This window comes from Dinghuibacter silviterrae, from assembly GCF_004366355.1.
Classification (GTDB): domain Bacteria; phylum Bacteroidota; class Bacteroidia; order Chitinophagales; family Chitinophagaceae; genus Dinghuibacter; species Dinghuibacter silviterrae.
Genome location: NZ_SODV01000001.1, coordinates 526,232 through 551,156, shown reverse-complemented (window position 1 = coordinate 551,156; position 24,925 = coordinate 526,232). Strand labels below are relative to the sequence as shown.

Annotated in this window: 24 protein-coding genes; 15 read left to right on the top strand and 9 right to left on the bottom strand. The window is 56.3% G+C overall.

The features are described 5' to 3' along the window. Window positions 1–95: 95 nt before the first annotated feature. From EDB95_RS02395 to EDB95_RS02385, 3 genes are all read left to right on the top strand, one after another. Complete coding sequence (locus tag EDB95_RS02395) at window positions 96–1,112, top strand: PDZ domain-containing protein (RefSeq protein WP_133990209.1); 1,017 nt, start codon at window positions 96–98, stop codon at window positions 1,110–1,112. 329 nt (window positions 1,113–1,441) lie between these two features. Then, a complete protein-coding gene (gatB, locus tag EDB95_RS02390) occupies window positions 1,442–2,887 on the top strand; it encodes an Asp-tRNA(Asn)/Glu-tRNA(Gln) amidotransferase subunit GatB (RefSeq protein ID WP_133990207.1) in 1,446 nt (481 codons plus the stop codon). A gap of 5 nt (window positions 2,888–2,892) precedes the next feature. Next, window positions 2,893–4,065 (top strand): TlpA disulfide reductase family protein, encoded by a 1,173-nt coding sequence (locus EDB95_RS02385; RefSeq protein ID WP_162852460.1) that lies wholly within the window; start codon window positions 2,893–2,895, stop codon window positions 4,063–4,065. 366 nt (window positions 4,066–4,431) lie between these two features. On the opposite strand, the gene EDB95_RS02380 is transcribed toward EDB95_RS02385, so the two are convergent. Beyond that, window positions 4,432–6,762: an efflux RND transporter permease subunit gene (locus EDB95_RS02380; RefSeq protein ID WP_133990203.1), complete on the bottom strand. Its 2,331-nt coding sequence runs from the start codon at window positions 6,760–6,762 to the stop codon at window positions 4,432–4,434. 55 nt (window positions 6,763–6,817) lie between these two features. Here EDB95_RS02380 and porZ point away from each other — a divergent pair, with 55 nt between their 5' ends. After that, a complete protein-coding gene (gene porZ / locus EDB95_RS02375) occupies window positions 6,818–9,016 on the top strand; it encodes a type IX secretion system anionic LPS delivery protein PorZ (protein ID WP_133990201.1) in 2,199 nt (732 codons plus the stop codon). Then, on the top strand, window positions 9,013–9,747 hold the full coding sequence (recO, locus tag EDB95_RS02370; RefSeq protein WP_133990199.1) for a DNA repair protein RecO: 735 nt from the start codon (window positions 9,013–9,015) through the stop codon (window positions 9,745–9,747). The genes porZ and recO overlap by 4 nt, the downstream gene beginning before the upstream one ends. A 41-nt stretch (window positions 9,748–9,788) precedes the next feature. On the opposite strand, the gene EDB95_RS02365 is transcribed toward recO, so the two are convergent. Continuing rightward, window positions 9,789–10,724, bottom strand: a complete 936-nt coding sequence (locus EDB95_RS02365) for an NADP-dependent oxidoreductase (protein WP_133990197.1) — start codon at window positions 10,722–10,724, stop codon at window positions 9,789–9,791. 42 nt (window positions 10,725–10,766) lie between these two features. Here EDB95_RS02365 and EDB95_RS02360 point away from each other — a divergent pair, with 42 nt between their 5' ends. Next, a complete protein-coding gene (locus EDB95_RS02360) occupies window positions 10,767–11,525 on the top strand; it encodes a hypothetical protein (protein ID WP_133990195.1) in 759 nt (252 codons plus the stop codon). Here EDB95_RS02360 and EDB95_RS02355 read toward each other — a convergent pair. Further along, entirely contained in the window at window positions 11,522–12,715 is a 1,194-nt protein-coding gene (locus tag EDB95_RS02355; RefSeq protein WP_133990193.1) for an amidohydrolase family protein, read from the bottom strand. The two genes, EDB95_RS02360 and EDB95_RS02355, sit on opposite strands and share 4 nt — an antisense overlap. Before the next feature lie 68 nt (window positions 12,716–12,783). Between EDB95_RS02355 and prfA the strand changes: the two genes are divergently transcribed. Next, window positions 12,784–13,845 carry a peptide chain release factor 1 gene (gene prfA, locus EDB95_RS02350; RefSeq protein WP_133990191.1) on the top strand — a complete coding sequence of 354 codons (1,062 nt, stop codon included), beginning with the start codon at window positions 12,784–12,786 and terminating at the stop codon, window positions 13,843–13,845. Between the two features lie 411 nt (window positions 13,846–14,256). On the opposite strand, the gene EDB95_RS02345 is transcribed toward prfA, so the two are convergent. The 4 genes from EDB95_RS02345 to EDB95_RS02330 are packed head-to-tail and all read right to left on the bottom strand — an operon-like array spanning window position 14,257 to window position 16,079. Further along, window positions 14,257–14,670, bottom strand: coding sequence for a VanZ family protein (locus EDB95_RS02345; protein ID WP_133990189.1), 414 nt, complete (start codon window positions 14,668–14,670; stop codon window positions 14,257–14,259). Window positions 14,671–14,673: 3 nt separating this feature from the next. Then, the gene (gene gcvH / locus EDB95_RS02340; protein ID WP_133990187.1) at window positions 14,674–15,051 is read right to left on the bottom strand and encodes a glycine cleavage system protein GcvH; all 378 of its coding nucleotides are present in this window, start codon (window positions 15,049–15,051) and stop codon (window positions 14,674–14,676) included. A gap of 42 nt (window positions 15,052–15,093) precedes the next feature. Then, window positions 15,094–15,750 carry a peptidylprolyl isomerase gene (locus tag EDB95_RS02335; protein WP_133990185.1) on the bottom strand — a complete coding sequence of 219 codons (657 nt, stop codon included), beginning with the start codon at window positions 15,748–15,750 and terminating at the stop codon, window positions 15,094–15,096. Next, window positions 15,747–16,079, bottom strand: coding sequence for a hypothetical protein (locus EDB95_RS02330; protein WP_133990183.1), 333 nt, complete (start codon window positions 16,077–16,079; stop codon window positions 15,747–15,749). The genes EDB95_RS02335 and EDB95_RS02330 overlap by 4 nt, the downstream gene beginning before the upstream one ends. A gap of 90 nt (window positions 16,080–16,169) precedes the next feature. Between EDB95_RS02330 and EDB95_RS02325 the strand changes: the two genes are divergently transcribed. The 5 genes from EDB95_RS02325 to rsgA are packed head-to-tail and all read left to right on the top strand — an operon-like array spanning window position 16,170 to window position 20,854. Then, window positions 16,170–17,171, top strand: a complete 1,002-nt coding sequence (locus tag EDB95_RS02325; RefSeq protein ID WP_133990181.1) for an AAA family ATPase — start codon at window positions 16,170–16,172, stop codon at window positions 17,169–17,171. Further along, a complete protein-coding gene (locus EDB95_RS02320; protein WP_246073451.1) occupies window positions 17,171–18,043 on the top strand; it encodes a DUF58 domain-containing protein in 873 nt (290 codons plus the stop codon). Before EDB95_RS02325 ends, EDB95_RS02320 begins: the two co-directional genes overlap by 1 nt. Continuing rightward, window positions 18,040–18,936 (top strand): DUF4381 family protein, encoded by an 897-nt coding sequence (locus EDB95_RS02315; protein WP_162852459.1) that lies wholly within the window; start codon window positions 18,040–18,042, stop codon window positions 18,934–18,936. The genes EDB95_RS02320 and EDB95_RS02315 overlap by 4 nt, the downstream gene beginning before the upstream one ends. Next, a complete protein-coding gene (locus EDB95_RS02310; RefSeq protein ID WP_246073449.1) occupies window positions 18,933–19,928 on the top strand; it encodes a vWA domain-containing protein in 996 nt (331 codons plus the stop codon). Before EDB95_RS02315 ends, EDB95_RS02310 begins: the two co-directional genes overlap by 4 nt. After that, on the top strand, window positions 19,928–20,854 hold the full coding sequence (gene rsgA, locus EDB95_RS02305; protein ID WP_133990175.1) for a ribosome small subunit-dependent GTPase A: 927 nt from the start codon (window positions 19,928–19,930) through the stop codon (window positions 20,852–20,854). The genes EDB95_RS02310 and rsgA overlap by 1 nt, the downstream gene beginning before the upstream one ends. On the opposite strand, the gene EDB95_RS27210 is transcribed toward rsgA, so the two are convergent. Further along, a complete protein-coding gene (locus EDB95_RS27210) occupies window positions 20,851–21,006 on the bottom strand; it encodes a hypothetical protein (protein ID WP_162852458.1) in 156 nt (51 codons plus the stop codon). The genes rsgA and EDB95_RS27210 overlap by 4 nt on opposite strands. Before the next feature lie 37 nt (window positions 21,007–21,043). Further along, window positions 21,044–21,556, bottom strand: coding sequence for a gamma carbonic anhydrase family protein (locus tag EDB95_RS02300; RefSeq protein ID WP_133990173.1), 513 nt, complete (start codon window positions 21,554–21,556; stop codon window positions 21,044–21,046). Between the two features lie 51 nt (window positions 21,557–21,607). Here EDB95_RS02300 and EDB95_RS02295 point away from each other — a divergent pair, with 51 nt between their 5' ends. From EDB95_RS02295 to EDB95_RS02285, 3 genes are read left to right on the top strand one after another with little or no spacing between them, the layout of a single operon-like run. Then, window positions 21,608–22,786, top strand: a complete 1,179-nt coding sequence (locus EDB95_RS02295) for an aspartate aminotransferase family protein (RefSeq protein WP_133990171.1) — start codon at window positions 21,608–21,610, stop codon at window positions 22,784–22,786. Continuing rightward, window positions 22,771–23,445, top strand: coding sequence for a response regulator (locus tag EDB95_RS02290; RefSeq protein ID WP_133990169.1), 675 nt, complete (start codon window positions 22,771–22,773; stop codon window positions 23,443–23,445). The genes EDB95_RS02295 and EDB95_RS02290 overlap by 16 nt, the downstream gene beginning before the upstream one ends. Continuing rightward, window positions 23,442–24,797 (top strand): sensor histidine kinase, encoded by a 1,356-nt coding sequence (locus EDB95_RS02285; RefSeq protein WP_133990167.1) that lies wholly within the window; start codon window positions 23,442–23,444, stop codon window positions 24,795–24,797. The genes EDB95_RS02290 and EDB95_RS02285 overlap by 4 nt, the downstream gene beginning before the upstream one ends. Window positions 24,798–24,925: the final 128 nt, after the last annotated feature.

The window sequence follows — 24,925 nt, the reverse complement described above, 5'->3', positions numbered from 1 at the left end:
GCGGCGCCTCTTTGACGGCGCGTAAAAAATTTAACATCTGCGAAGCACTTCGTACTACGAAAGTTTTCCTACATTTGAAAGGTAAACCAACGTGTATGAAAAAGTATATCTATGTATTGACCGCCACGGTCGCTCTTATCTCCTTGAGTGCCAAAGCCCAAGATGGGCAGGATGACGGCGGCAACACCAAGGAGAAGCATAAAAAAGCCAAAGAAATCATCATCCGGGAAAAACCCGATGCAAAGGGGAAGACCACGGTGACCATCGACGAGAACGGGAATGTCACCGTCAACGGCAAGCCAGCCACGGAATGGGACGGCGGGAAGATCACCGTCCTGCCCGGAGGGGATGGGGACGACGTGATATTCCTTAAACGGAAGCTGGACGACCAAATGGCCGAACGGATCAACGACGACATGGCGAACCAAACCCGGAAATTCAAGGTGATGATGGACCGGTTCTATGTCGACGGCAAAGGCGCCCGGCTCGGTGTATACAGCACCGAGAATGAAAAGGGTGCCGAGGTCACCGAGGTGACGGACAGCAGTGCCGCCTTCAAAGCCGGTTTGAAAAAAGGGGACATCATCACCAAAGTCGGCGACAGCCCGATCTCCAGCCCTGAGGCCCTTTCCAAGGTGATCCGCGACCACCAGGCCGGCGAAACGCTCACGATCCATTATCTCCGGGGCGACAGAGAGGAAGAAACCAGGGTCACCCTCCAAAAACAAAAGGAATTCCAGTTCCGGACGCTCACCATGAGCCCCGACATGAAAATGAAAATTGGCCCCGACTTCGGTCCCGACCAGAAATTCTTTTTTAGAAACTTTCCCGGCCGCCCGCGCCTCGGCGCCAACATCCAGGACACGGAAGACAGCACAGGCGCAAAGGTGCTCCGGGTCAACCCCGAGTCCCCCGCCGCCACCGCCGGCCTGCAAAAAGATGACGTCATCACCTCGATCGACGGAAAACCCGTCAAAAGCGTAGACGACGCCCTGGACGCCCTCCGCGACACCGAAGAGAAGTACAACTACACCATCACCGTGACCCGCAGCGGCTCCCCCGTAACCCTCCAAATCAAAATCCCGCGGGACCTTAAATCCGCGACCCTCTAGGGAACGCCCCTCCAAGGAATGACCCTCAAAGGTGCTTGGGTCGGCGCCCGTTACATCGCCGGACTGCCGCCCCAATAGCTTTCACCTTGCCCTTAAGCGCTTCCGCCAGGCCGAGGGGGGGTATGTCCATTTTACTTCTTTTCCTCAGGTGATTTGAACGATGCCCAATCGTTTCGGTTACCTGAGGAAAAGAAGTAAAATGGACATACCCCCCCTCGGCCTGGCGTAGGTGTTTAGGCGCGGGAAGGGGCGGAACCGGAAGGGGAGCAGGAAGAACCGGGGCACCAATAAATTTTAGGAATGGGGCCGCCCACCGTACCTTTGCCGCCATGTCATTAAAAGACCAATACGAGTCCGTGATCGGTCTCGAAGTGCACGTGCAACTGCTGACGGAGAGCAAGCTCTTCAGCGGGGACAGCGCGGCCTTCGGGGGTGAGCCCAACACGCACGTGAGCCCCATAACGCTGGGGCATCCGGGGACGTTGCCCCGGATGAACCGGAAAGCGATCGAGTACGCGGTCCGGTTGGGGTTGGTGCTGGAATGCGATATAGTGCGGAGGAACTACTTTGCGCGTAAACATTACTTTTACCCCGATCTTCCAAAGGGATACCAGGTGTCCCAGCATACGACGCCTATCTGTGAGAACGGCAGGGTATTGATCCGCACGTCCGAAGGGGCGAGGGCGGTCCGGCTGAATCGTATCCACATGGAGGAAGACGCCGGCAAAAGCATGCATGACCAGGACCCGCTGGCGACGCAGGTGGATTATAACCGGGCCGGGGTGCCCCTGCTGGAGATCGTGACCGAGCCGGACCTGCACAACGCGGAGGAAGCGGCGGCTTACCTGACGGAGCTTCGTAAGATCGTGCGGCACCTGGGGATTTGTGACGGGAATATGGAAGAAGGAAGTATGCGTTGCGACGCCAATATCTCCATACGACCCAAAGGGGTGAAAACCCTGGGGACGAAGGTGGAGGTAAAAAATATGAACTCGATCCGGAATGTGCGCAAGGCGATCGATTTCGAGATTGGACGGCTGGTGGAGCTGGTGAGCACGGGGGGAACAGTGGTCCAGGAGACGAGGAGCTTTGACGCGGATACGGATACGACGTTTGCGATCCGGACAAAGGAACACGCGGAGGACTACCGGTATTTCGCGGAGCCGGACCTTACCCCTTTTAAAATTTCGGAGGCTTTCCTGGAGTCGGTCAGGGCAACGATCCCGCTGATGCCGGAAGCCTTGTTTGAACGCTATACCCAGGAGCTGGGATTGCCGGAATATGACGCGCGGTTGATCAGCGACGATAAGGAACTGAGCACCTGCTACGAGGCGTTGATCCGGGAAACCAATGCCTATAAGGCGGCCGCGAACTGGGTGATGGGGCCGGTGAAGTCCTGGTGCAACGACAAGGGTGTTGGGGTTGACCAGTACCCTTTGGGCGCCACGCAACTGGCCGGGATCATCCGGTTGATTGAGGAGGGGAAAATAAATTTTTCCATCGCCTCTTCCCGTCTCGTGCCCTATATGATGGAGAACGGGGGGATCAGCGCCCTGGAAGCGGCAGGCCGGCTCAATGTGGTGCAGGATTCGTCGGAATCGAGCATCCTGCCACTGATCGAAGAGGTCCTGGCGAGCATGCCGGACAAGGTGATCGAGTACCGGAAGGGGAAGAAGGGACTGGTGGGTTTGTTTGTGGGAGAGATCATCAAAAGGTCGAAGGGCAAGGCCGACCCGAAGATCGTCAATCAATTACTGGCCGAAAAACTTAAATGAGCAACATGCGTCAAGCACCGATCGTACGCAGCCTGGCCCTTTTGGGGCTTGTGGCCGCTACAGCCTGTACCCAGAAAGGAAAAGAATTTGTCATCAGGGGTGACATCAAGGGCATTCCCTTGAAGAAAGTCTACCTGACCTCTATCAGTTTTGACAATAAGCCGATCCTGATCATGGACTCGGCCACCGTAAAGGACGGGAAGTTCGTCCTGCACGGCCCGAAGGAAGAAGCGCTGTTCCGGGTCATGCTGGGTGATCCGAACAACGGTCCGTGGATGGGGGTGATCAACGACAACGGTTCGGTGGATCTGTCGATGGATGCGACCAAGGACGACAACTATAAGGTATCGGGCTCTCCAGCTTCGCAGCGGTTCCATACCCTTTTCGATTCATTGCACGTGATCCTGGATAATATTCAACGGGACCGTATGGCATCGATGCCGGCTCAGGACTCCGCGAGCGCCGCGGCGCCTGCAGATACCGCCGCGGCCAGGATAAGGGCCGAACAGGAGGTCAAGGATTTTTATACCTATCTCGCGGCTGCGGTCCGGGTGGATCCGAATCCGGTAGTGGCCTCCTTCGCCCTGAATTTTTATGGGATCGGGGCCAATGAGGACGAGGCTGCTCAATACGGAGTCGCCACGCCGGACTATGCGGTCGACACCCTGAACGCCCTGACCCAGGAGCTGAAAACGCGTTTTCCTCAAAGCACAGCAGTGGCCGCCACGGCCGAGTCGGTGGCAAAGATCCTGGATGTTCCCCGGGTGGGGTCCATCGCGCCGGATCTTACGCTTCCGGACACCAGCGGCAAAGCCTTTGACATCCGCAGCCTGAGGGGAAAATACGTGCTCGTCGATTTCTGGGCCAGCTGGTGCGAACCATGCCGCATGGAAAACCCGAACGTGGTCAAGGCGTATGCCCGTTTCAGGAATAAGAACTTTGCGATCGTGGGGGTTTCCCTGGACCAAAAGAAGGAAGCATGGCTAAAGGCGATCCACGACGACAACCTGAGCTGGACCCAGATATCCGACCTGGGTTTTTGGCAAAGCAAGGCGGTGGAAACCTTCCAGTTCAACGCCATACCTTATAATATACTGCTGGATCCGCAAGGGAAGATCATTGCTACGAGTCTCAAAGGCGATGACCTGGAAGCAAAACTTCAACAAGTGCTTCAATAATAAAAAAGGTAGGGGCCGCACATGCGGCCCCTTTTTTTCGGTGTTTATACACAGGTTAGCGCCAGGCTTGACGCCTGCAAAAGATATTATATCGCCCGGTTGCCTTTTGTAACGACAAACCGTCAGGTTCTTCTGTCAGCGGAATGATTGCGGGTTTTAAGACGAGGATATTTGGCTACTGATTTCCGGGGACCCAAACGGGTATGATACCGGAAATGTTATTTGGTTGTTAACGGCGGTGTAAAAGTAATCAGAAAAAGACAGCGGAACAAATAAAATTATAGAACCATATTTGGTCTGAACGCCAATAGCTTATGCGTTCGTATACCTGACGATATGGACGTTCGCCCTTCGGGCGGCGGCCCCTTAACCCCGGCGTTTCGGCTGTGTGACGACCAGGAGCACAGGCAGGAGAACAAGGTTGGTCACCATGGCGACCAGCAGCGTGAGAGAGGTCAGCCAACCCAACGACTTTGTCCCACCGAAGTTGCTAAAACAGAAGATGACGAAACCGGCAATAAGCACAAGAGAAGTATAGATGATGCTGATCCCGGTGTGCCGGATGGTCTGGCGGACCGTTTCCTCCACGTCCCCGTTGTGCGTAGGCAATTCCTGTTTATAGTTGACCAGGAACCGGATGGTGACGTCGATGGCAATCCCGAGCGCCACACTGAATATCAGAACGGTGCTGGGCTTTAAAGCAACCCCGGCCCAGCCCATGATCCCTGCGGTAATGACAAGGGGAATGATGTTGGGGATCAGGGAACACAAAAGGATGCGGATGGACCGGAACAGGTACAGCATACAAAGCGCGATCAACAGGAATGCCCAGGCGATACTTTCTTTGAGTCCATTGATGATAAAGCTGCTGCCGACCTGAAACGTGACGCTCGACCCGGTGAAGGTGACGTGATAATGTGCGGTGTCGAACAGTTGGGTCGCGCGCTTTTGAAAGGTATCCAGGAGCACGGGGAGTCTTTCCGTCCCTACGTCGGCCATGTTCACGCTGAGACGCGTACGCTCCCTGGCAGTGTCGATAAAGGAGTGGAGCAAACGGCCAAGGGTGCCACCGCCGGCGGCTGCCGTGCTTTTGGGGGAAAGATAATCGGCAAGGAAAGCACCGTCGAATTCGTTGGGAAGGGCGTAGTAAGCGCTGTCCCCGTCATAAAATGCCTGCTTGACGAATTTCAACGCTTCCACCACGGACAACGGACGGCCGGTCTCCGGGAAAGAGGCGATCGTCTGGGAAAGCGAGTCGATTCGCGCATACACCCGGAGCGCCTTCATGCCTGAAAGGCCATTCCGCTTTTTGGTATCCACGACGATCTCCAGCGGCATGACGCCGTGAAAATTCTTCTCGAAAAATTTAAGGTCCGTGTAGATCTTGTCGTCTTTGGGGAGGTCGTCAACGATATACCCCACCGACTTCAGACGGAAAAGACCTGCGACAGCCACCACCAGGATAAGCGCTGTTCCGGTAAAGACAGCTTTCCGGTGGAGAAATACCCAACGCTCGATCCTTTCCAGGAAGGACTGGAGGGTGGCGTTTTCGATGTAGCGGGTGTGCTTTGGCTTTGGCTCGGGCAGGTAGCTCAACAACGGGGGAAGGATACAAAAAGAGACCACGAACAAGGCCATGATGTTGATCCCGGCCACGACACCAAATTCCTTCAGCACCGGGCTTTTGGTCAGGGCGAAGACAGCAAAGCCGATGGCCGCGGACAGGTTGCACATAAACGTGACGATACCCATACGGCTGATCATGGCCACGAGCGCCTGCTGTTTGCCGACACCCTTAAGGTACTCTGAATGGTACTTGTTGAGGAAGTAAATACAATTGGGGACGCCGATCACGACGATCAGCGGGGGCATCAGCGCCGTAAGCAGGGTGATCTTGTACCCCATGAGCTCGGTGGTACCCATGCTCCAAAGGACACCCATGATGGCCACGACGAGGGAGATGCCCATTGCGCTTAAGGACCGGAAAAAGAGCAGCAGGATGACGGCCATGAGCAGGATCGATCCCAGGAGGAACCATTGCATTTCGTGCTGGACCCGGTTGCTCATGAGGGTGCGGATAAGCGGCAGCCCACTGACGGAAAGCGGGAGTTGGGTGCTTTGCTCAAAGCCGTGCAGGGTATCCAGGATGGCGTTGATCAGCGGGGTCCGGGCGGGGGAATTGACGAGCTTTTTGTTCAGGCTCACGGCCATCAGGTAGGCGTGCGTGTCCGGGTTATAGAGCAATCCTTTGTATATGGGCAGTTTTTCAAAGGCCCTGTGGGCGCTGTCAAGGGTGGCCTGGTCGTTCAGACCGGCGGGGAAAAGGGTTTGTACCTTGAGGGTGGATGTCACCGTATCCTTGACAAGGTTGACGGCACCGGGTACGCTGAGGATGGATTCCACCCCCTTGATGTGTTTCAGCCGTTGCTGGAGCGCGGTGTAGGCCTTAAAAACGGGAAGGGTATAAAAATGGTCGGTTTGCAGCCCCACCACGAGCAGCTCTCCGTCGTCCCCGAATTCCTTTCGGAATTCCTGGTATTCCTGGTACTTGGGGTGATCGGTGGGGATGGACTTTGAAAATTCATAGCTCAACTGAAGGCGGCTGGCGAAGTATCCCATCAATACCGTGATAAGGCCGGTCAGTATCAACAAGGGTAGCCGGAATTTCAGTACCCATTTTGCCAGGTAGGTCCACATGGGCCGCAAGCTAAGGCAAAATTTTTAAACCGGGTGATTGGCCTATTTTTGACGGATGCGTGCTGCTTTTTTGTGCCTGGTCTTCCTGCCGGTTTTCGGTCTTGCCCAGTTGCCCCCCATAGGGGCGTGGAGGGAGCACCTGTCCTATCACCACGCCCGGGCCATAGCGGGCAGCCCGAACGATTTTTTTGTGGCCACCCCTTCCTCGGTCTTTAATGTGTCGGGGGAGGATAACGCGATCACGCGTTATTCGACCATCAACGGCCTGCACAGCATAGGGATCAGCGCGATAGGGTCGGGTCAGGGCGTCCTTGTCATCGGATATAACAACAGTGACGTGGATATCCTTTCCGGTGCGTCCATCACGGAGGTACCCGACCTGGAAATATCACCCGTTTCAGGGGACAAGACGATTCATGGTGTCTTTGTAGCCGGAGACAATGCCTACCTGTCCACCGGTTTGGGGATCGTGGTGGTAGGGATAGACGAGGCGCAGGTCCAGGCCACTTATGTCATTGGCCCGGGGGGTAGCCAGGTACCGGTTTTTGGCGTGGCGTCGGATTCGTTGTATTGGTATGCCGCCACGGGTTCGGGTCTCCGGAAAGCCCTCCGGACGACGCCCAACCTGGAGGACTTTAACAACTGGCAACAGCCCACCGGGGATGCAAACATGGACGTGCTGTCCTGCCAGGCGGTGGTCAGCGGTAACGGGAAGGTCTATGTCCTCCGGGGAGATTCTCTTTTCGTTTCCATCGGGGGTTCCTGGAGTACCGGGTATAACGATGGCTGGAACATCAGCGGTATCCAGGTGGCAGGGGACAGCCTGGTGATCAGCGAACAGGATCCCACGGGCACGACCGGCCGTATCCTTTGGTGGAGCGACGCGGGCGGGGTAACAAAGACGTTGACGGTGCCGGGTTTGCTGGTCGATCCAAGGGCCGTTTTGCAAGGCGACGCCGGGCTTTGGATCGCCGATGCCCAACGGGGGCTCCAGGAATGGAACGGTACGACCCTTGTCCCCCTCGTGCCAAACTCACCGGACGGGCCGCTCGACGGACAAATGGTGGATGCCGGGAGCGGGCTTTGGGTGGCGGGTGGAGGAACCTCCTCCGATACAAGTGGGTTTTATCATTTTGCCGATAACATTTGGACGGACTATAACAGTATCACCCAACCCCTGCTCACAGGCGTGCGGAATGTAGGAACCATTGCCGTGGATCCAAGGGGAGACACCGTTTTTGCGGGCGCTTCGACGGGCGGGCTTATCCGCGTGTCGGGGAACGCTCTGCGCGCAGGAGGCGCACCGGTTACGGGGCTGACCTTCGACCTCCAGGGCAACCTTTGGGTAGTGAATGGCGGTGCGCTCCAACCCCTGACCGAATACCGTCCCGATGGGTCGGCCGCCTCCTTCAACCTGCCGGTGGTCATACCCGGTAACCAGTTGGGACAAGTCATCGCCGACGACTACGGGTATCTTTGGATAAAGGCGCCGCCCGGTAACGGGGCGCTTTGTTTCAACCCGGCCACCCAGCAGTGGAAGCCCTACCTCACCGGCAGCGGTCAGGGGAACCTGCCCGATGCTACCGTGAACAGCATCATCACGGACAAACAAGGCCTGGTATGGATCGGGACCAACAACGGCATAGGCGTGGTGGAGTGCGGAGCCTCGATCTTTTCCGGCGGGTGTGACGTGACCCTGCCCGTGGTCCAGCAGGATGCCTTTGCGGGCTACCTTTTCCAGGGACAAGAGGTCTTGTGTATGGCCGTGGATGGGGCCGACCGGAAATGGGTGGGTACGCCCTCGGGGGCCTGGCTTATTTCCGAAGACGGAGAACAGGTCATTGCGACGTACAATACAGCCAACAGCCCGTTGTTTAACGATACGGTCAATGCCATCGGCATAGACGGGAAAACGGGGGAGGTTTTTTTCAGCACGCCCGCAGGGATGTGTTCCTTCCGCGGAAGTGCCACGGACGCCAGCCAGACCCAGGGGAGCCTGCTGGTTTTCCCCAATCCCGTCCCCCCCGGATATACGGGGACCATCGCCATCCGCGGTGTACCGGACGGCGCCGTTGTCAAGATCGCCGAACTGAGCGGCCGGCTGGTGTACCAAACCGTGGCGTTGGGCGGGCAGGCGGTTTGGAACGGGAACGATCACAATGGACAAAGGGTGGCTACGGGGGTTTACCTTGTCCTTATCGCTTCCAGGCAAGACCAGGAACGCGTCGCCGCTAAAATTGCAATTATCCGATGATCCATTCGACGAGGGGTATAGTATTGAGGGCCGTCAAGTACGGCGATACGAGCCTGATCGTCTCGATGTATACCGAATTGTTCGGCATCCAGTCATATATCGTGAGTGGTGTAAGGACGGAAAAAAAAGGGGGTACGCGCGCGGGTATGTTCCAGCCGGCTGCTATCCTCGACATGGTGGTGTATCATCAAGACCAAAAGAACCTGCACCGCATCAAGGAGTTTAAATGGGGATACGTCTACCGGGAAGTATACGCCGGGGTTGTCAAAAATACCCTCGTCATCTATATGATGGAGCTATTGCAAAAATGTCTCAAGCAACCCGAGTCCAACCCCGACCTCTACGCTTTTGTCGAGTCTTCCCTGTTGCGCCTGGATGCCGCGGATGACGGGACGGCGGCCAATTATGCGCTGCACTTCACCCTGGCCCTGGCGGCCCACCTCGGGTTCCGCATCGGCGGGCAATATTCCGCCGCCACCCCTGTCCTGAATCTTCAGGAAGGCGTGTACGAGGCCGAGCAGCCGGGTCATCTGCATGTCCTGGACGGATACCTCGCGGAAGCGACGTCGCTGCTGATGGATGCGGAGACCGTGGATGACCTGAGGGCCATCCGCCTCAACCGCGAATTGCGTCGCAGCTTGCTCGAAGGCTACCAAACCTTTTACGCCCTCCACGTGCCCGACTTCGGGAAGTTGAGGTCACTTCCGGTGTTGCAGGATATTTTAGGATAGTGGTGCCGCGCGGGCCGCGGGTTCGCCACGCGCCGCGTGCGCTAGATCTCGATCGCGATCTTCCCCCGGGTGCGGCCGCTTTCGATCTGAAGGTGTGCGGCGCCCATTTCTACAAAGGGGAAAACTTGCGATACGAAGGATTTTACCGCCCCGCTTTCCAACAGCCTCGCAACCTGTTGCATGTCTTCCCCGTTGGATTGAACCAGGAAGGAAAACCCATGGACACCCTTTGCTTTCGCCTTTTCGGCGACGTGTTCATTCAGACCGGAAGGAATACTAATGATGGTTCCGCCGTTTTTGATGACGGGAAGCGATTTGTCGATATTGTCCCCGCCGATGGTATCCAGGACCAGGTCCACATCATTTACCGCGTCTTCAAGACGACCGCTTTTGTAATCGACGTGTTCATCCGCGCCCAGCCCCAGCACAAAGTCGCGGTTGGCGGCGGAGGCGGTTCCGATCACATAAGCCCCCAGGTATTTGGCCATTTGAACGGCAAAATGTCCGACGCCTCCGGCGGCCGCGTGTACCAGGACCCTTTGGCCGGGCGTGATCCGGGTCTGGTGGACGAACGCATGCCAGGCGGTTAGTGCGGCGAGGCTCGCGGCGGCGGCTTCGTTGTGGCTGATGCCCGCGGGTTTTAGCGCGAGGTGATCGGCCGGGGCGGTGACAAAACCGGCGTAGGCCTTTCCATGCCCTGGGAAACGGATCATCCCGAAGACCTCGTCACCTGTTTTGAACTTGCCGGAGGTTGATTCCCGCACCGTTCCGGAAATATCCCACCCGAGGATAATGGGGTCTTCTGTCTTCAGACGACCGGCCATTCCTTTGCCGGCCCTGGTTTTTACATCCACGGGATTGATGCTGATGGCGCGTACTTCCACGAGGACTTCTCCTTCCGACAGGGCAGGGAGGGGGAGTTCGGTGTAAGACATCTGGTCGATTCCTCCGAAACCTTTTAGGATGATGGCTCGCATCTGGCAAAGAAACACTATTTTTCCCTCATCAAATTACCCTCGATGCTTAGCCCACGAACCCCGCTCATTACCCTCTTGTCCGTCTCTCTCGTCCTTGCATGCAATACCCGGAGCCGTAACCCCGCCGACCGGAATAGCGGCTATCTGGCCACCATACAATGTACTTTTGGTAACCGGACGCAAACGGATTCCCTCGCCTATGACAGCCTGCACAGGCTGGTCCGCTTTTGCCGGATCGGAAACGAAACGGTGACCGCCGACTTCTCTTATGCAGGGAACAGCGACAGCCTCGTCTCCTACGCCCTGAATAACCCGCAGAAAAAAGGCCCGGTGATACACAGGTTGTCGTATGACGCACAGAACAGGATCATCAAAGACACGACGTTCCCCGGCGGCCCATGGGTTTACTATCGTTATTCGGGAGACAGCATTCTGATCGCCGGGGCTTCAAAAACAGGCGATACACTGGTATCGAAGAACAACGGAAATCTCCTCGTTATTTTGACCCCGGATTATAGGAAGGACATGGAATTATCCATCGGTGCCAACCCGGCGTACTATATTCCCAATGCAGCTGTGAGGCTCCTCCTTTATGAAATGGCTGGCGGCTGTTACCCAAACTGGCTGTCTAACAGGGGTGTGACCGTTTTAAATATCGTGTCACCCGGCAACGCCGGCTTTCCGGACGGACAGGCTGGTTATCATTTCGCCTGTGATCTGGATACCAGTCTAAAGATCACACGGCTATACGACAACGGTAGCCATCATCCGAAGTGTGACATACGATTCACCTATTACTAAGACCGGAGCCGGACGACCTTCGCCCCTGCTGTGATCCGCTGTCCTTCCAGCGCGTCGAGCAGGAGGACGCCGGGCCGGGTCCCCGGGGCAAAGCGGCCGTAAAGATGGTCGATACCCAGCGCCCTGGCGCCATTGACGGTGGCCCACCGGAGCAGCTCTTCCAGGGACAGGCCGGGAACATGTTCCTGCAGGAGGCGCATCTCGTGGAGGATGCTCAACTGGTGGTTGGACGCCAGGCTGTCCGTGCCCAGGGTGAGGGTACAGCCCGCCTGCCGGAGTACGTCGACCGGTGGCATTGCACGCTGGATATACTGGTTGGCGCCGGGGCAAAGACACCAGAAAAGCGATTGATGCCTTGATGCCGCCAGGTGTTGGGCTTGCCGGACGCCCGCTGCGTGGCTGGTCACGTTGTGAACCAGCAGGATGTTGGAGGGCGTGTCGAGCCAGGGGAGATAAGTTTCCAGGCTGTCCTTACCGTAAGGGGTGAAGAAGTCGAGGTTTTGGCCAAGGGCGGCGTAGAGCCGGAGGAAGTCGCCGGTGGCGGTCCGGTAAAATTCGTTTTCGGGTTCGCTTTCCTGGTTGTGGATGGAGAGGGGCGCGCGGGAGCCTGCGCAGGTGCGGTTGATCGCCTCGAAAAGCGGCTTCGAGACGGAATACGGCGCGTGCGGCACCAGGCTGGCCGTCCCCGGTCCCATGACCCTGACGGCGGCGTCGTATACTTGCCGGGCCTGGGCCAGGCGGGCGTCGGCGGAGGCGGGGAGGAAGCCCATGACTTCCACGAAGGTGTGGTAATACAAGGAACTGCCGGCTTTGAGGGGGAGGGTGCTGATGTTGTTGGAGATGTCGCCTACGGCAACGATGCCCTCGTCGTACATCCGCCGGTCGGCCTGGCGCGCGGCCTCCAATGGGTCCAAAGCCCCATCGCCTCGCCGTCCCATGACCTGTAGCAGGAAGTCCACCATACCGGTTCCTTCCGGGATGACCCCGGCCATGTGGGACAGCTCCAGGTGACAATGGGTGTTGACAAAACCGGGGCTGAGAATACCCGGCAGGCGTTGTACGTCTTCTCCCGCCTCCTCCAATGGGACGAGGGCGGTGATTTCGCCGTCGCCCGTGCCGACCAGGACGAGACCGGTTTGTATTTGTTCCCCGTCGAAAAGTCCGTCGGCTTGTATTTTCCAGTATCCCATCGCAATTAATTATTTTTGCACCCCGGACGGCGCAAAAGTGCCGTACGCGGAAAAACGAGGGTAAAGGTATGTTAGATAAATTGGAAGCCATCAAGGCCAGGTTCGAGGATACCGGGGTGGCGCTGACGAATCCGGAAGTGGTCAGCAACAACGCCCGTTTTAGCAAGCTGAGCAAGGAATATCGTAGCCTGGAGAAGATTGTCCAGGCGTACGAGGCCTACAAGCGGACCTTAGCGGACATCGAATTTAACCGGGAAGCCCTTTATGGGGATGATGAAGAGTTGCGGGAACTGGCGAAGGAAGAAACGGAGGGCCTGGAAGAAAACAAAACAAAGCTGGAAGCCCAGATCCGGCAGATGCTGATCCCCAAGGATCCCCAGGACGAAAAGAACGCAGTCCTGGAAATCCGGGCGGGCACCGGTGGGGATGAAGCCTCCCTGTTTGCCGGAGAACTCCTCCGGATGTACCTCCGGTATTGCGAAGGCAGGGGTTACCAGACCGCCATATTGAGCGAGACCGAGGGTACGGTAGGGGGGTACAAAGAAGTGAACGTCGAGGTTACCGGGGATGACGTGTATGGTACCTTAAAATTTGAGAGCGGGGTGCATCGTGTACAACGGGTTCCTGCCACGGAGGCGAGCGGCCGGGTGCATACCTCGGCGGCGACGGTGGCCGTCATGCCCGAAGCGGAAGAAGTGGACTTCGAACTAAAGGACAGCGATGTGAAGATGGAAACCGCGCGAAGCGGGGGTGCAGGCGGCCAGAACGTCAATAAGGTCGAAACGAAAGTGATCCTTACCCACGTGCCCACGGGCACCGTGGTCATGTGCCAGACGGAAAGGACCCAGCTGGGCAACCGGGAAAAGGCCATGCAGATGATGCGCACAAAGCTCTATGAAGAACAGGTCCGCAAACAGGAAGAAGAGATCGCCCGGCACCGGAAAAGCCTGGTCAGTACCGGGGACCGGAGTGCGAAGATCCGCACCTACAACTATCCGCAGGGAAGGGTGACCGATCACCGGATCAACCTGACGGTGTATAACCTGGACGATGTTATGAACGGAGACATCCAGGAATTTATTGATGCGCTGCAGTTTGCCGAAAATGCCGAAAAGATGGCAAACTCATAATAGCTTAATAATCATATAATTAAAAAAAGCCCTGTATCATGGGGCTTTTTTTGTGCTTTCATTTGTGGAAAATATTGCGTATCTTAAGAGAGAAAGCTCTTTTGGTTTGGCTCATTGTTAAATTAGCTGTCCGGAAGGTATTCTATAACAAAACTTTTACACCTCCGGATTGAAAACGTATTACCTTTGCATAAAGGATTTAGCTATTTAGATCTGAAGCGTTGAAAGATAAATGAGATTAGGCTTTTCTTAACATTGGATTTTTAAACTTTGGCTTCAGATTTGGATCTAGATATTAAACAAGCAAGCAGTCAATTTTCTCATAAGCAGTTAGTTTTGGTGAAGCGGCCCCTGTTTCCACAGGGGCTTTTCTTTTGCCCCCCACCCACCGCGCTGCGCGCGCAAAGCCGCTTATAACTTCCCCACCCGCCGCTGACGACGCACCCAGAGCATACTGATGATCATCCCGGTGATCGCCCCAAGGGAATCGGCCACGATGTCCCCGTTTTCGTAGTCGCGATCGGTAAAACGGAGCTGTACCCATTCCATAAAGGCGCCGAATGCACAGGCCGAAATACAGATCGTCAAGAAAAAGCGGGTATTGGCCGCCGGGCTGTGCCGGCTGGCATAAGGGATGGTCCAGAGTCCTACGAGAACGCCGAACAAAGTGAAATGGACGATCTTATCGGCGTGAATACGGCCTAAAAAGGCAGACCAGGCATGGGGCGCCTGGACGTCCCTGGAGGGCAGCACCAGCAAAATAAAAATGATGGCGAGCCAAACGATGGCGGGCCAGTAGCTACGCTTCAGAAGTCGAAAAAGCATAAATTAACCAACCAGGTTCTTGTAGGCGTCTGCGCTCAAAAGGCCATCGACGTCCGCCGGATTGTTCACGGTCATCTTAATCATCCAGCCGTCGCCGTACGGGTCGTTGTTGACAAGCTCCGGTTGGGCTTCGAGGGCAGGATTGACTTCGGTGATGGTTCCGGCCACGGGCAGGAAGAGGTCGCTGACGGTTTTTACAGCCTCGACGGTGCCGAAAATGGCTTCGGCGCCCAGGGCTTCACCCTTGGTCTCGATCTCCACGTATACGATGTCTCCCAGTTCGCTTTGGGCGAATTCGGTGATGCCGATGGTCGCAATGTTGCCTTCCAGGCGAATCCATTCATGGTCCTTTGTGTAGCGGAGATTTTCAGGGAATTGCATGTAATGCTTTTAGGAAACGCTAAGGTGGCTATTTTGGCGCAATCAGAAAAATAAAAATTTTCTGATGACGCGCATCTTCAGAATGCGTACATCGCTGACGGGGCGGTTGTTTCCGTCCGTTTTTACAGAAGCGATATTGTCGACGACGTCCATGCCGGAAACGACCCTTCCAAAGACGGTATAGTTCCTGTCGAGCCAGGGGGTGCCGCCTTCGGTCTTGTATACCTGCCGGTGAGACCAGGGGATTTGCTGACCATGCATGCGGCCTTTTTCCAGGGCATCGAGTTCCGCATCGGTATATTTTTTCCCCTGCACAATATAGAACTGGCAGCCGCTGCTGGCCTTGGCGGGATTGTCGTCCCTGGCGGCGGCGAGCGTTCCCCGGACATGGAAAAAGGCGGTATCGAACTCGGCAGGGATCGTATAGCCGACGTCCCCATTACCGAGCAGTGTCCCGGGAGCGGCGTGTTTGCTGGTGGGATCCCCACCCTGTATCATAAAATGGGGGATGACACGGTGAAAAAGCGCACTATCGTATACGTGTTTCCGGACAAGCTTCAGGAAGTTGTCACGGTGTTTGGGGGTCTGGTCGTATAATTCGACGACGATGACACCGGCGGTGGTCGTAATCTTTACCCGCTTGGGGCGGGCAAAAAGAGCGACGGGAATGAACAAAAGACAGAGGAAAAGCGATCTCATAGTTGGTCAAAATACAAAAGGACGTGGTCTTTTATAAAATTTTCCTGATCCCGGAGGGAAAGAGCAGGGAGGGGTTTTAATTGTGCATAATGAGGCCAGCCGTCCTCGTCCAACCGCTCCAGTGTGTAGTACCCGCTGCCGGAAAGGAGGTGACAAACGGCCACATGCATCAGGTCTTGTTTTTCCTCCTTTGTATATTCCTGTTTATGCTGACCAGATTCCTGGATGCCGATCAGCATGAGGATGGCGTTCAGGTCGGGTTTTTTTCCAAAACGTTCCACGAGTTGGGCTTCCAGTTCCGCCCAGCGTTCTTCAAGGGTCTCACTCATGCCACAAACCTAATCAAAAACGTTAAAATCTGGTGAGGGCGAAGCGGAACGCATTATTTCCTAATATTGGGGTCTTAAAATGGAAAATCCATGATCCAAACCGCTGAAGATATTCGGCTTGTAAATGAGAAGATCCAGGCGGCCGGGGTCTTTATAGACCGGGTCCGTACGGAGATCAACAAGGTGATCGTTGGGCAGACATACATGATCGATCGTTTGCTCATTGGCCTGCTGAGTAACGGACACATCCTTTTGGAGGGTGTGCCGGGTCTGGCCAAGACGCTTTCCATCAAGTCCCTTTCCCAGTCGGTCAATGCGGCCTTCAGCCGTATCCAGTTTACGCCCGACCTTTTGCCGGCGGATGTGCTGGGCACGATGATCTACCACCAGCAAAAAAATGAATTTGTGGTCAGAAAGGGCCCCATCTTCGCCCATTTTATCCTGGCAGACGAAATCAACCGGGCTCCGGCCAAGGTGCAAAGCGCGCTTCTGGAGGCCATGCAGGAAAGACAGGTGACCATTGGGGATACAAGCTACCGGCTGGAAGAACCGTTCCTGGTCATGGCGACCCAGAACCCCATCGAACAGGAGGGAACCTATCCGCTCCCCGAAGCCCAGGTGGACCGGTTTATGCTAAAAGTGGTCGTCGGTTATCCCAAAAAGGAAGAGGAGCAACGCATCATCCGTCAGAACGTACAGGGAATCTCTTCCCAGCAGGTCCAGCCCGTGATCTCTGTCCAGGAAATCCTGAAGGCCCGCGACCTGGTGCGCCAGGTATATATGGATGAGAAAATAGAAAACTACATCCTTGATATTGTTTTTGCCACGCGTTTTCCGGAGCAGTACAAGCTGGAAAAACTGAAGTCCCTGATCGCCTACGGGGGATCTCCCCGTGCGTCGATCAACCTGGCGCTGGCGTCGAAGGCGGTGGCCTTCCTGGCGGGCAGGGCTTACGTGATCCCGGAAGACATACGGACGATCGCCCATGACGTGCTCCGGCACCGCCTGGGGCTGACCTACGAGGCAGAAGCGGAAGGCGTAAATGTGACCAATATCATTGACGACGTACTGAAGGTGGTGAATGTACCATGATGACCACGGCCGACATCATCAGAAAGGTGCGGGAACTGGAGATCAAGAGTAGAAAGCTCTCCAATGACCTGTTTAAGGGCGAATACCATTCCGCCTTCAAGGGGCGGGGTATGAGCTTTAAGGAAGTCAGGGAATACCAGCCCGGGGACGACATCCGGTTTATCGATTGGAACGTCTCGGCCCGTTTTTCCCACCCCTTTAGCAAGGTTTTCGAGGAAGAACGGGAACTGACGGTCCTTCTCCTGGTGGATGTAAGCTCCAGCGCCCTTTTTGGTACGCACGCCCAGCGGAAAAAGGACGTTATCACGGAAGTGGCTGCAGTCCTTACCTTCAGCGCCATCAATAACAACGACAAGGTGGGCGTCATTTTTTTCTCCGATAAGGTGGAGAAGTATGTTCCCCCCCGCAAGGGCAGACAGCACGCTTTGTACATCGTCCGGGAAATGTTGACGGCCTCGCCCCAGCGGAAGGGGACACGGATTACGGAAGCGGTCCGCTACCTCAACAACAGTTGCAAGCAGAAAAGCATCGCCTTTCTGTTGAGCGACTTCCTGGATGAATCGTATGAGGACGCCCTGAGGGTGGCGTCGAGCAAGCACGACCTGATCGGGATCAAGGCGTATGACCGGATGGATATGATCCTTCCGGACGTCGGCCTTTTGGAGGTGGAGGACGCGGAGACCGGATCGGTTGCTTATGTAGACACATCCAGCCCTTTCGTGCGAAAGGAATACGAAGAACAGTTTCACCGCTATAACGACGAATGCAAGCAGATATTTCTAAGGGCAGGTTCGGACCTTCTCCATATCGGAACAGGGGAGGACTATGTGAAGGTGCTGCAAAAGTTCTTCGCCCACAGGAACCGCCGATGAAAAAAGCGTTATTGTACATAGGACTGTTGGTCCTGGCGTTGAAGGCCGGGGCACAATCCGTTCCCACAGGGCTGTCGGCCGACGTCTCGGCCGACAGACAAGCCATCCTGATCGGGGAACCGATCCGGTTGACCCTTACCGTCCGTTCCACGCCGGGTCACCCGGTGTTTGTGACGATCCCGGACTCCCTGCCGCATTTCGAGGTCCTCACGCGCAGCAAGATCGATACGGTGGCCGACAAGGACCTGTTGCAACTCCAACAGGTGGTGACCCTGACGAGCTTTGACAGCGGACATTGGGAAATACCCGCCTTCGAGCTGGCGGGCACAGACATCGTTACGGACAGCCTGGGGGTGGACGTGGGTTTTATACCCATGAAACCCAACGATCAACTGCGGGACATAAAGGACATCGTACCCGTCAAATTCAGCATACCCTGGTGGATCATAGGCGTCTCCGCCATCGTCCTGGCCGTGTTGATCGTCCTGTTGGTGCGCACCCTTAGATCCAGGCATGAGATAACAACCGGGAAAAGGGCCGCGCCCCTTGATCCGCCCTTCGAGGAAGCGGTCAAGGCGTTGGAGGACCTTGCGCTTCCGGTGGCCACGGCCGATGTCAAACCTTACTATACGCGGCTGGACGCCATCCTGAAGCGGTTCCTGTCCCGGAACTTCGGCTGGAAAACGTCCCAGTTTACGACGACGGACCTGCTGACCCACCTCCAGGACACGGTAACGGATCCCGGGGAGCGTTCCGCCATTGCCGAAACCCTCCGGCTGGAGGACGCCGTGAAGTTCGCGCGTTTCTACCCGGGGAACGACCTCCACCAACAGGCGAAAGAACGGGTACGCAAGGCCCTCGATATTCTCCACAAAACCACCCCTGTGTCGTGATCCTTTACTGGCTGCAACATATCACCTTTGCCTGGCCCTGGGTTTTCACCCTGATGGCGCTCCTGCCCCTGATGATATGGTGGCGTATCGGGCGCAAGGGGAAGCTGAGGGCCACCTTGCAGGTCTCGTCCACCCGGCATTTCAAGGGCGTATCCACGTTTAAAACGGCCCTTGCCCAGGTGCTTTTTGTCCTCCGTGTTTTGGCGGTGGCGTTCCTGATCGTCGCCCTGGCCCGCCCGCAGATACACAACACCCAACAACAGGTGACGGGGGAAGGGATAGACATTATCCTGTGTATAGACGTGAGCGGATCGATGACGTCGGAAGACTTCTCCCCCAACCGCATAGAAGCCGCCAAACGCGAAGCCATCGATTTTGTCCAGCACCGGCCCACGGACCGGATGGGCGTGGTTATCTTTTCGGGGGAAAGCTTTACGATGTGCCCGCTGACGACAGACCGGTCGGCGATTATTGGGCAGATCAACGCCGTCCGCCCGGGTCTCCTGGAAGACGGGACGGCTATAGGGTCGGGTCTGGCCACCAGCGTGGAGCGCCTGAAAAACAGCCCTTCGAAAAGCAAGATCGTGATCCTGTTGACAGACGGGGTCAACAACAGCGGTCTGATCGATCCCATCACCGCCAAGGAGATCGCCAAGGCGATGGGAATAAAAGTGTATACCATCGGCATCGGTACAGAGGGCTATGTCCCCATGCCCGGACCGGACGGCCAGACCACCCAGGAAAAGGCCGGTCTTGACGAAAAGCTCCTGAAGGACATCGCGTCGTCTACGGGTGGGCAGTATTACCGGGCCACGGACAACGCGGGCCTGGACAGCATCTATAAAAGCATCGACACGCTCGAAAAGTCAAAGGTCGAGGTGACGACCTATACCCGGACGATCGAAGAATACTGGCCATTCGCCCTGGCAGCCATGGCGCTGCTGCTGATCGACATGCTGCTCCGGTATACGCTTCTTCGTAAATTCCCGTGATGGAGGCGACGATCTATAAGTCGACGGGTGTCTGGTACCAGGCAAAGACCATGGATGGCCAAACCTGGAATGCCAGGGCCAAAGGCAAGTTCAAAACCCACGACATCTCTTCTACCAACCCACTGGCGGTGGGGGATGTGGTGGACCTCGAAGTGGAAAACGAGGGTGAGTCCTCCGCCATTATCACGGCCATCCACGACCGGCGCAATTACATCACCCGGCAGTCGCCCCACAACAAACGGTACCACCACATCGTGGCGTCCAACCTGGACCAGTTGCTCCTGATTGCCACCCTCCGGGAGCCCAGGACGTCCCAGGGTTTTATCGACCGCTTCCTGGTCGCGGCAGAGATGTACGGCGTACCCGCCCGCCTGGTCTTTAACAAGGCAGACGTGTACCGGGCAAAGGAAATGGAACATTTCGCGGCCTGGTCGGATATGTATAGCGGCATCGGCTACCCGGTGCTGCTGACCAGCGTAAAGGAGGGGACGGGCATGGACACCATAAGGGATGTCTTAAAAAATAAGATAACGCTGCTCTCCGGGCATTCCGGGGTGGGCAAGTCCTCCTTTGTCAACGCACTTTTTCCCGGGATGCAGTTGCGTACGGGGGAGGTGAGCGACTGGAGCGGGAAGGGGATGCACACCACGACTTTTGCGGAGATGTTCGACCTGCCCGGCGGGGGACGCGTCATCGACACCCCGGGTGTCCGGGAGTTCGGGCTGATCGACGTGACCCGTCAGGAGCTGTCCCACTACTTCCCGGAAATGAGGGTTGTCCTGGGGGATTGCCAGTTTAACAACTGTCTGCACCTGGAAGAGCCGGGCTGCGCCGTAAAAGCCGGTGTGATCCGGGGAACGATCACCGAAGACCGTTATGTCAGCTATGTAAACCTTCTGGAGTCGCTACAGGAAAAATTATACTAGAACTTGCGGAGGCTGGAACTCATCCGGGACTGGTGTTTGGTCTCGGCGTTTTCGGCGCCGACCGAATTGGCGGGACAGCCGTACCTGGGAGCACAGCTGTAGAGCGCAGCCGTCAGTGCGGTAAGAATGGTCAGGAGGCGTAAGGTTTTCATGATGGAAGGATTGGATCAGGCTCTAAATATAACAAATTTATTTGAACCATCCCGCATACTCCAGGTAGTTCTTCGCGATCCTTTCAATCTGGCCGCTGATAAGGTCCTGGGGTATGTCTTTTATTTTCCTGGCAGGGACGCCCCCGTAGATCACCCCCTTTTCGACGATGGTGCCTTCCAGCACCACGGCTCCCGCGGCGATGATGGAATTGCTGCCGATATGGGCATCGTCCATGACGATGGCGCCCATGCCGATCAGGACGTTGTCGTCGACCCGGCAGCCATGGACGATGGCATTGTGGCCGATGGACACATTGTGGCCGATGAGGGTCTTGGTTTTTTGAAAGGTGCAATGGATGACGGCCCCGTCCTGTATGTTGACCCGGTTTCCTATGCGGATGCTGTTGACGTCTCCGCGGACGACGGCATTGAACCAGACGCTACAGTCATCCCCCATGACGACGTCACCGACGATGGTGGCGTTGGGGGCGATAAAACAATTATTGCCCCAATGGGGATCGACGCCTTTGACGGGAAGGATGACAGGCATAGCGGTGTATTTTTTCAAAAATAGGGAATACACGGGTTAATTTTGAATCTTATGAACCATCGAGATATTTTCCTGAGACATGTCGCCCAGACATCGGACGCGCCCCTGGCGCTGGAATTTGTCAAAGCGGAGGGTTCCTATCTGTGGGACGCTTCGGGAAAGCAATACATCGACCTGATCGGGGGCATCAGCGTATGTAACGTGGGCCACCGGCATCCGGCCGTGGTCGCTGCCATCAAGGACCAGACGGACCGCTACCTGCACACGATGGTGTATGGGGAAACGGTCCAGGCGCCCCAGGTGCGTTACGCGGAGCTGCTCACGGAGCACCTGCCGTCTTCCCTGAACTGCGTCTATTTTACCAATTCGGGTACCGAAGCCACCGAGGGGGCCATGAAGCTGGCCAAAAGGGCCACGGGCCGGACGGGGATCGTGGCGTTTCACGAGGCCTATCACGGGTCATCCCAGGGGGCGTTGAGCCTGATGGGGGACGAATACTGGAGAAACGCATTCCGGCCGCTGCTGCCGGGTGTGGAACGGTTGCGCCACAACGACTTTTCGGAGCTGGAGCGGATCGACGGGACGACGGCTTGCGTGATCCTCGAAACCATACAAGGGGAAGCCGGGGTACGGGTGCCGGACCCCGAATGGATCCGGGCGCTCCGGGCGCGGTGCACGGAGGTGGGGGCCCTGCTTGTCCTGGACGAGATCCAGTGCGGTTTTGGGCGAAACGGTTCACTTTGGGCCTTCGAGCAATACGACGTCGTCCCGGACATCCTGCTGCTGGGCAAAGCCCTGGGTGGGGGTATGCCCCTGGGGGCCTTTATCGCGGACCGGCCCCTGATGCATACGCTGGCCGACCGCCCCGTGCTGGGGCACATCACGACGTTCGGGGGACACCCCGTCAGTTGTGCAGCAGGTATGGCGGCCATGCGGGCGCTCCTCGACGAGGGCATGTTGGAGGGCGTGCCGGAGCGGGAACAGTGGTTCCGTTCCGGGTTGCAACACCCCTCCATACGGGCGTTCCGTTCCAAAGGTTTGATGATTGCTTTGGAATTTGATAGTTTTGAAACAAACAAGCGGGTCATTGACCGGGCGATTGCCTCCGGTGTTTTCACCGACTGGTTCCTGTTCAGCGCCCGGAGTATGCGGATCGTGCCCCCCCTGAATATTTCGCGGGAGGACGTCCGCAAGGCCTGCGACATAGTATCGATATGCATATCTTATTAGTGGAAGACGAACCCAAGGTGGCGGACTTTATCCGGAAGGGTCTGCAGGAAAAGACGTATTCCGTGGAGCTGGCTACAGACGGTTTGTCGGGAGAAACCCGGGCCCTGAAGGAGGCCTTCGACCTGGTGATCTTAGACGTTATCCTCCCCGGGAAAAGCGGTCTGGAAGTCTGCAAGGCCATCCGCCACGAAAAACCGGACCTGCCCATCCTGATGCTGACGGCACTGGGCACGACGCAGGATAAGGTTACCGGGTTTGAATCGGGTGCGGACGATTACCTTGTAAAGCCCTTCCACTTTGAAGAACTCCTCGCCAGGATAAAGGCCCTCGGCCGCCGCAGGACGGTCCCCACCCCGGGGACCATGCGGAAGGTCGCGGACCTGGAGATCGATATATACCAAAAGAAGGCCTGGAGGGGCGGGAAAGAAATCATGCTGACGGCCAAGGAATTTGCGCTCCTGGACCTCCTGATCCAGAACAAGGACAGCGTACTGTCCCGTTCGTCGATCGCCGAGGCCGTCTGGGGCATCGATTTCAACCGGAGGACCAACCTCATCGACGTCTATATCAACTATCTCCGGGAGAAGATCGACAAGGGTTTTGGCCGTCCCCTGATCCATACGGTGATCGGCATGGGCTATGTTTTGAAGGAAAAATGAAAATACGCGACCGACTTTCCCTGCAGTTTACACTCATTTTCGCGGTGCTTTTGCTCCTCGTACTGGCGGCTATTTACCTGTTGACCGCCAAATACCGGGCGGCTGATTTTTATACCCGTCTGGAGGACCGTGCGTTTATCACCGGCCAGTTGTTCCTGGCGGAAGACAACCTCAGCGAGGAGAAATTCCGTGCGGTACAGCAAAAATACCCGCAATCGCTACCGGGTGAGTTTGTCAGGATTTACAATGATCAAAACCAGGCGGTTTTCTTAAAGGACCCGACCCAGACCTGGCCCCCGTCGGTCATCGAAAAGGTCCGTTCGCAGGGGACTTTCCATTACAGCCAGGGCGCCGTGCGCACGGCCGGGATTTATTACAAGGACAATTCCGGAAATTTCGTCGTGCTGGCCTCCGCCATAGACGTGTACGGGGACGCCAGCATGCGCCAGCTTTTCTGGTCCATGTTCTCGGTGTTGATCATATCGATCGTCATCATGTACTTCCTGGGCAGCCTTTTTGCCCGGATTGCCCTTTTCCCGATCACCAAGGTGATCAACGAAGTAAAAATCATCCGTTCCTCCAGCCTCAACAAACGGTTGGCGATCAAGGAAGGGGGTAAGGATGAGATCGATGAGCTGGCCATTACCTTCAACAACCTGCTGGAGCACCTGGAACAGTCGTTTGATGCCCAGCGGTCTTTTGTCGCCAACGCCTCCCATGAGCTCCGGACCCCGCTGACCTCCATCGTCGGAAACATTGAGGTAACCTTAGGGGTGGAAAGGGAAAAGGAGGAGTATAAGGAGGTATTGACCGAGGTCCTGGTGGAAACCGAAAAGCTCACGGATCTTGTCAACGATCTTTTTGACCTCTCTCACTCCAACATAGACGTCAACGACTTCCACGACCTGAGGCTGGACGAGCTCCTGTGGCAGGTCAAGGATGAGTGGAGCCACCTCATCCCCGGCAGCCGGATAGAGTTGCACTACCACCATCTCCCCGACGACCCCCGGCGGTATACGATCCCGGGGAACAGCCACCTGCTTTTTGTGGCACTGGGGAACATCCTAAAAAATGCGGTCAAATTCTCCGACATGAAACCCGTCACCTGTACCATGACGGTCCAGGACGACAAAGTCATCATTGCCATCGAAGACCGGGGTATCGGGATCAAACCGGAGGACGTCCCCCATATCTTCGAGCCGTTTTACCGGGGGACCAATGCCCAAAATATCGATGGCCTGGGCATCGGGCTGTCGCTCACCGACAAGATCCTCCGGTTGCACGGAGCGACGGTGCACGTCCGCTCGGAATGGAATGAGGGGACCACATTCTTTATCATATTCCCGGTGTAACCCATTGGACCCTATATATTAGGGAAATTTAATGGGTTCATTAATGTATTCTAATCGAAACGGACGCATTTTAAAGGGGAGGCCCGGTAGATTTGCAGGGCCGTAAGGGGAGATTCTATTTATTTTGC

Excerpts from the sequence above, each read along its gene's own strand:
- EDB95_RS27210 (WP_162852458.1), bottom strand. The coding sequence starts at position 21,006 with ATGAAAACCTTACGCCTCCTGACCATTCTTACCGCACTGACGGCTGCG.
- rsgA (WP_133990175.1), top strand. The coding sequence starts at position 19,928 with ATGGAGGCGACGATCTATAAGTCGACGGGTGTCTGGTACCAGGCAAAG.
- EDB95_RS02315 (WP_162852459.1), top strand. The coding sequence starts at position 18,040 with ATGAAAAAAGCGTTATTGTACATAGGACTGTTGGTCCTGGCGTTGAAG.
- EDB95_RS02295 (WP_133990171.1), top strand. The coding sequence starts at position 21,608 with ATGAACCATCGAGATATTTTCCTGAGACATGTCGCCCAGACATCGGAC.
- EDB95_RS02320 (WP_246073451.1), top strand. The coding sequence starts at position 17,171 with ATGACCACGGCCGACATCATCAGAAAGGTGCGGGAACTGGAGATCAAG.
- EDB95_RS02285 (WP_133990167.1), top strand. The coding sequence starts at position 23,442 with ATGAAAATACGCGACCGACTTTCCCTGCAGTTTACACTCATTTTCGCG.
- porZ (WP_133990201.1), top strand. The coding sequence starts at position 6,818 with ATGCGTGCTGCTTTTTTGTGCCTGGTCTTCCTGCCGGTTTTCGGTCTT.
- EDB95_RS02385 (WP_162852460.1), top strand. The coding sequence starts at position 2,893 with ATGCGTCAAGCACCGATCGTACGCAGCCTGGCCCTTTTGGGGCTTGTG.
- EDB95_RS02360 (WP_133990195.1), top strand. The coding sequence starts at position 10,767 with ATGCTTAGCCCACGAACCCCGCTCATTACCCTCTTGTCCGTCTCTCTC.
- EDB95_RS02345 (WP_133990189.1), bottom strand. The coding sequence starts at position 14,670 with ATGCTTTTTCGACTTCTGAAGCGTAGCTACTGGCCCGCCATCGTTTGG.
- gcvH (WP_133990187.1), bottom strand. The coding sequence starts at position 15,051 with ATGCAATTCCCTGAAAATCTCCGCTACACAAAGGACCATGAATGGATT.
- EDB95_RS02395 (WP_133990209.1), top strand. The coding sequence starts at position 96 with ATGAAAAAGTATATCTATGTATTGACCGCCACGGTCGCTCTTATCTCC.
- EDB95_RS02335 (WP_133990185.1), bottom strand. The coding sequence starts at position 15,750 with ATGAGATCGCTTTTCCTCTGTCTTTTGTTCATTCCCGTCGCTCTTTTT.
- EDB95_RS02290 (WP_133990169.1), top strand. The coding sequence starts at position 22,771 with ATGCATATCTTATTAGTGGAAGACGAACCCAAGGTGGCGGACTTTATC.
- prfA (WP_133990191.1), top strand. The coding sequence starts at position 12,784 with ATGTTAGATAAATTGGAAGCCATCAAGGCCAGGTTCGAGGATACCGGG.
- EDB95_RS02355 (WP_133990193.1), bottom strand. The coding sequence starts at position 12,715 with ATGGGATACTGGAAAATACAAGCCGACGGACTTTTCGACGGGGAACAA.
- EDB95_RS02380 (WP_133990203.1), bottom strand. The coding sequence starts at position 6,762 with ATGTGGACCTACCTGGCAAAATGGGTACTGAAATTCCGGCTACCCTTG.
- gatB (WP_133990207.1), top strand. The coding sequence starts at position 1,442 with ATGTCATTAAAAGACCAATACGAGTCCGTGATCGGTCTCGAAGTGCAC.
- EDB95_RS02325 (WP_133990181.1), top strand. The coding sequence starts at position 16,170 with ATGATCCAAACCGCTGAAGATATTCGGCTTGTAAATGAGAAGATCCAG.
- EDB95_RS02330 (WP_133990183.1), bottom strand. The coding sequence starts at position 16,079 with ATGAGTGAGACCCTTGAAGAACGCTGGGCGGAACTGGAAGCCCAACTC.
- EDB95_RS02365 (WP_133990197.1), bottom strand. The coding sequence starts at position 10,724 with ATGCGAGCCATCATCCTAAAAGGTTTCGGAGGAATCGACCAGATGTCT.
- recO (WP_133990199.1), top strand. The coding sequence starts at position 9,013 with ATGATCCATTCGACGAGGGGTATAGTATTGAGGGCCGTCAAGTACGGC.
- EDB95_RS02300 (WP_133990173.1), bottom strand. The coding sequence starts at position 21,556 with ATGCCTGTCATCCTTCCCGTCAAAGGCGTCGATCCCCATTGGGGCAAT.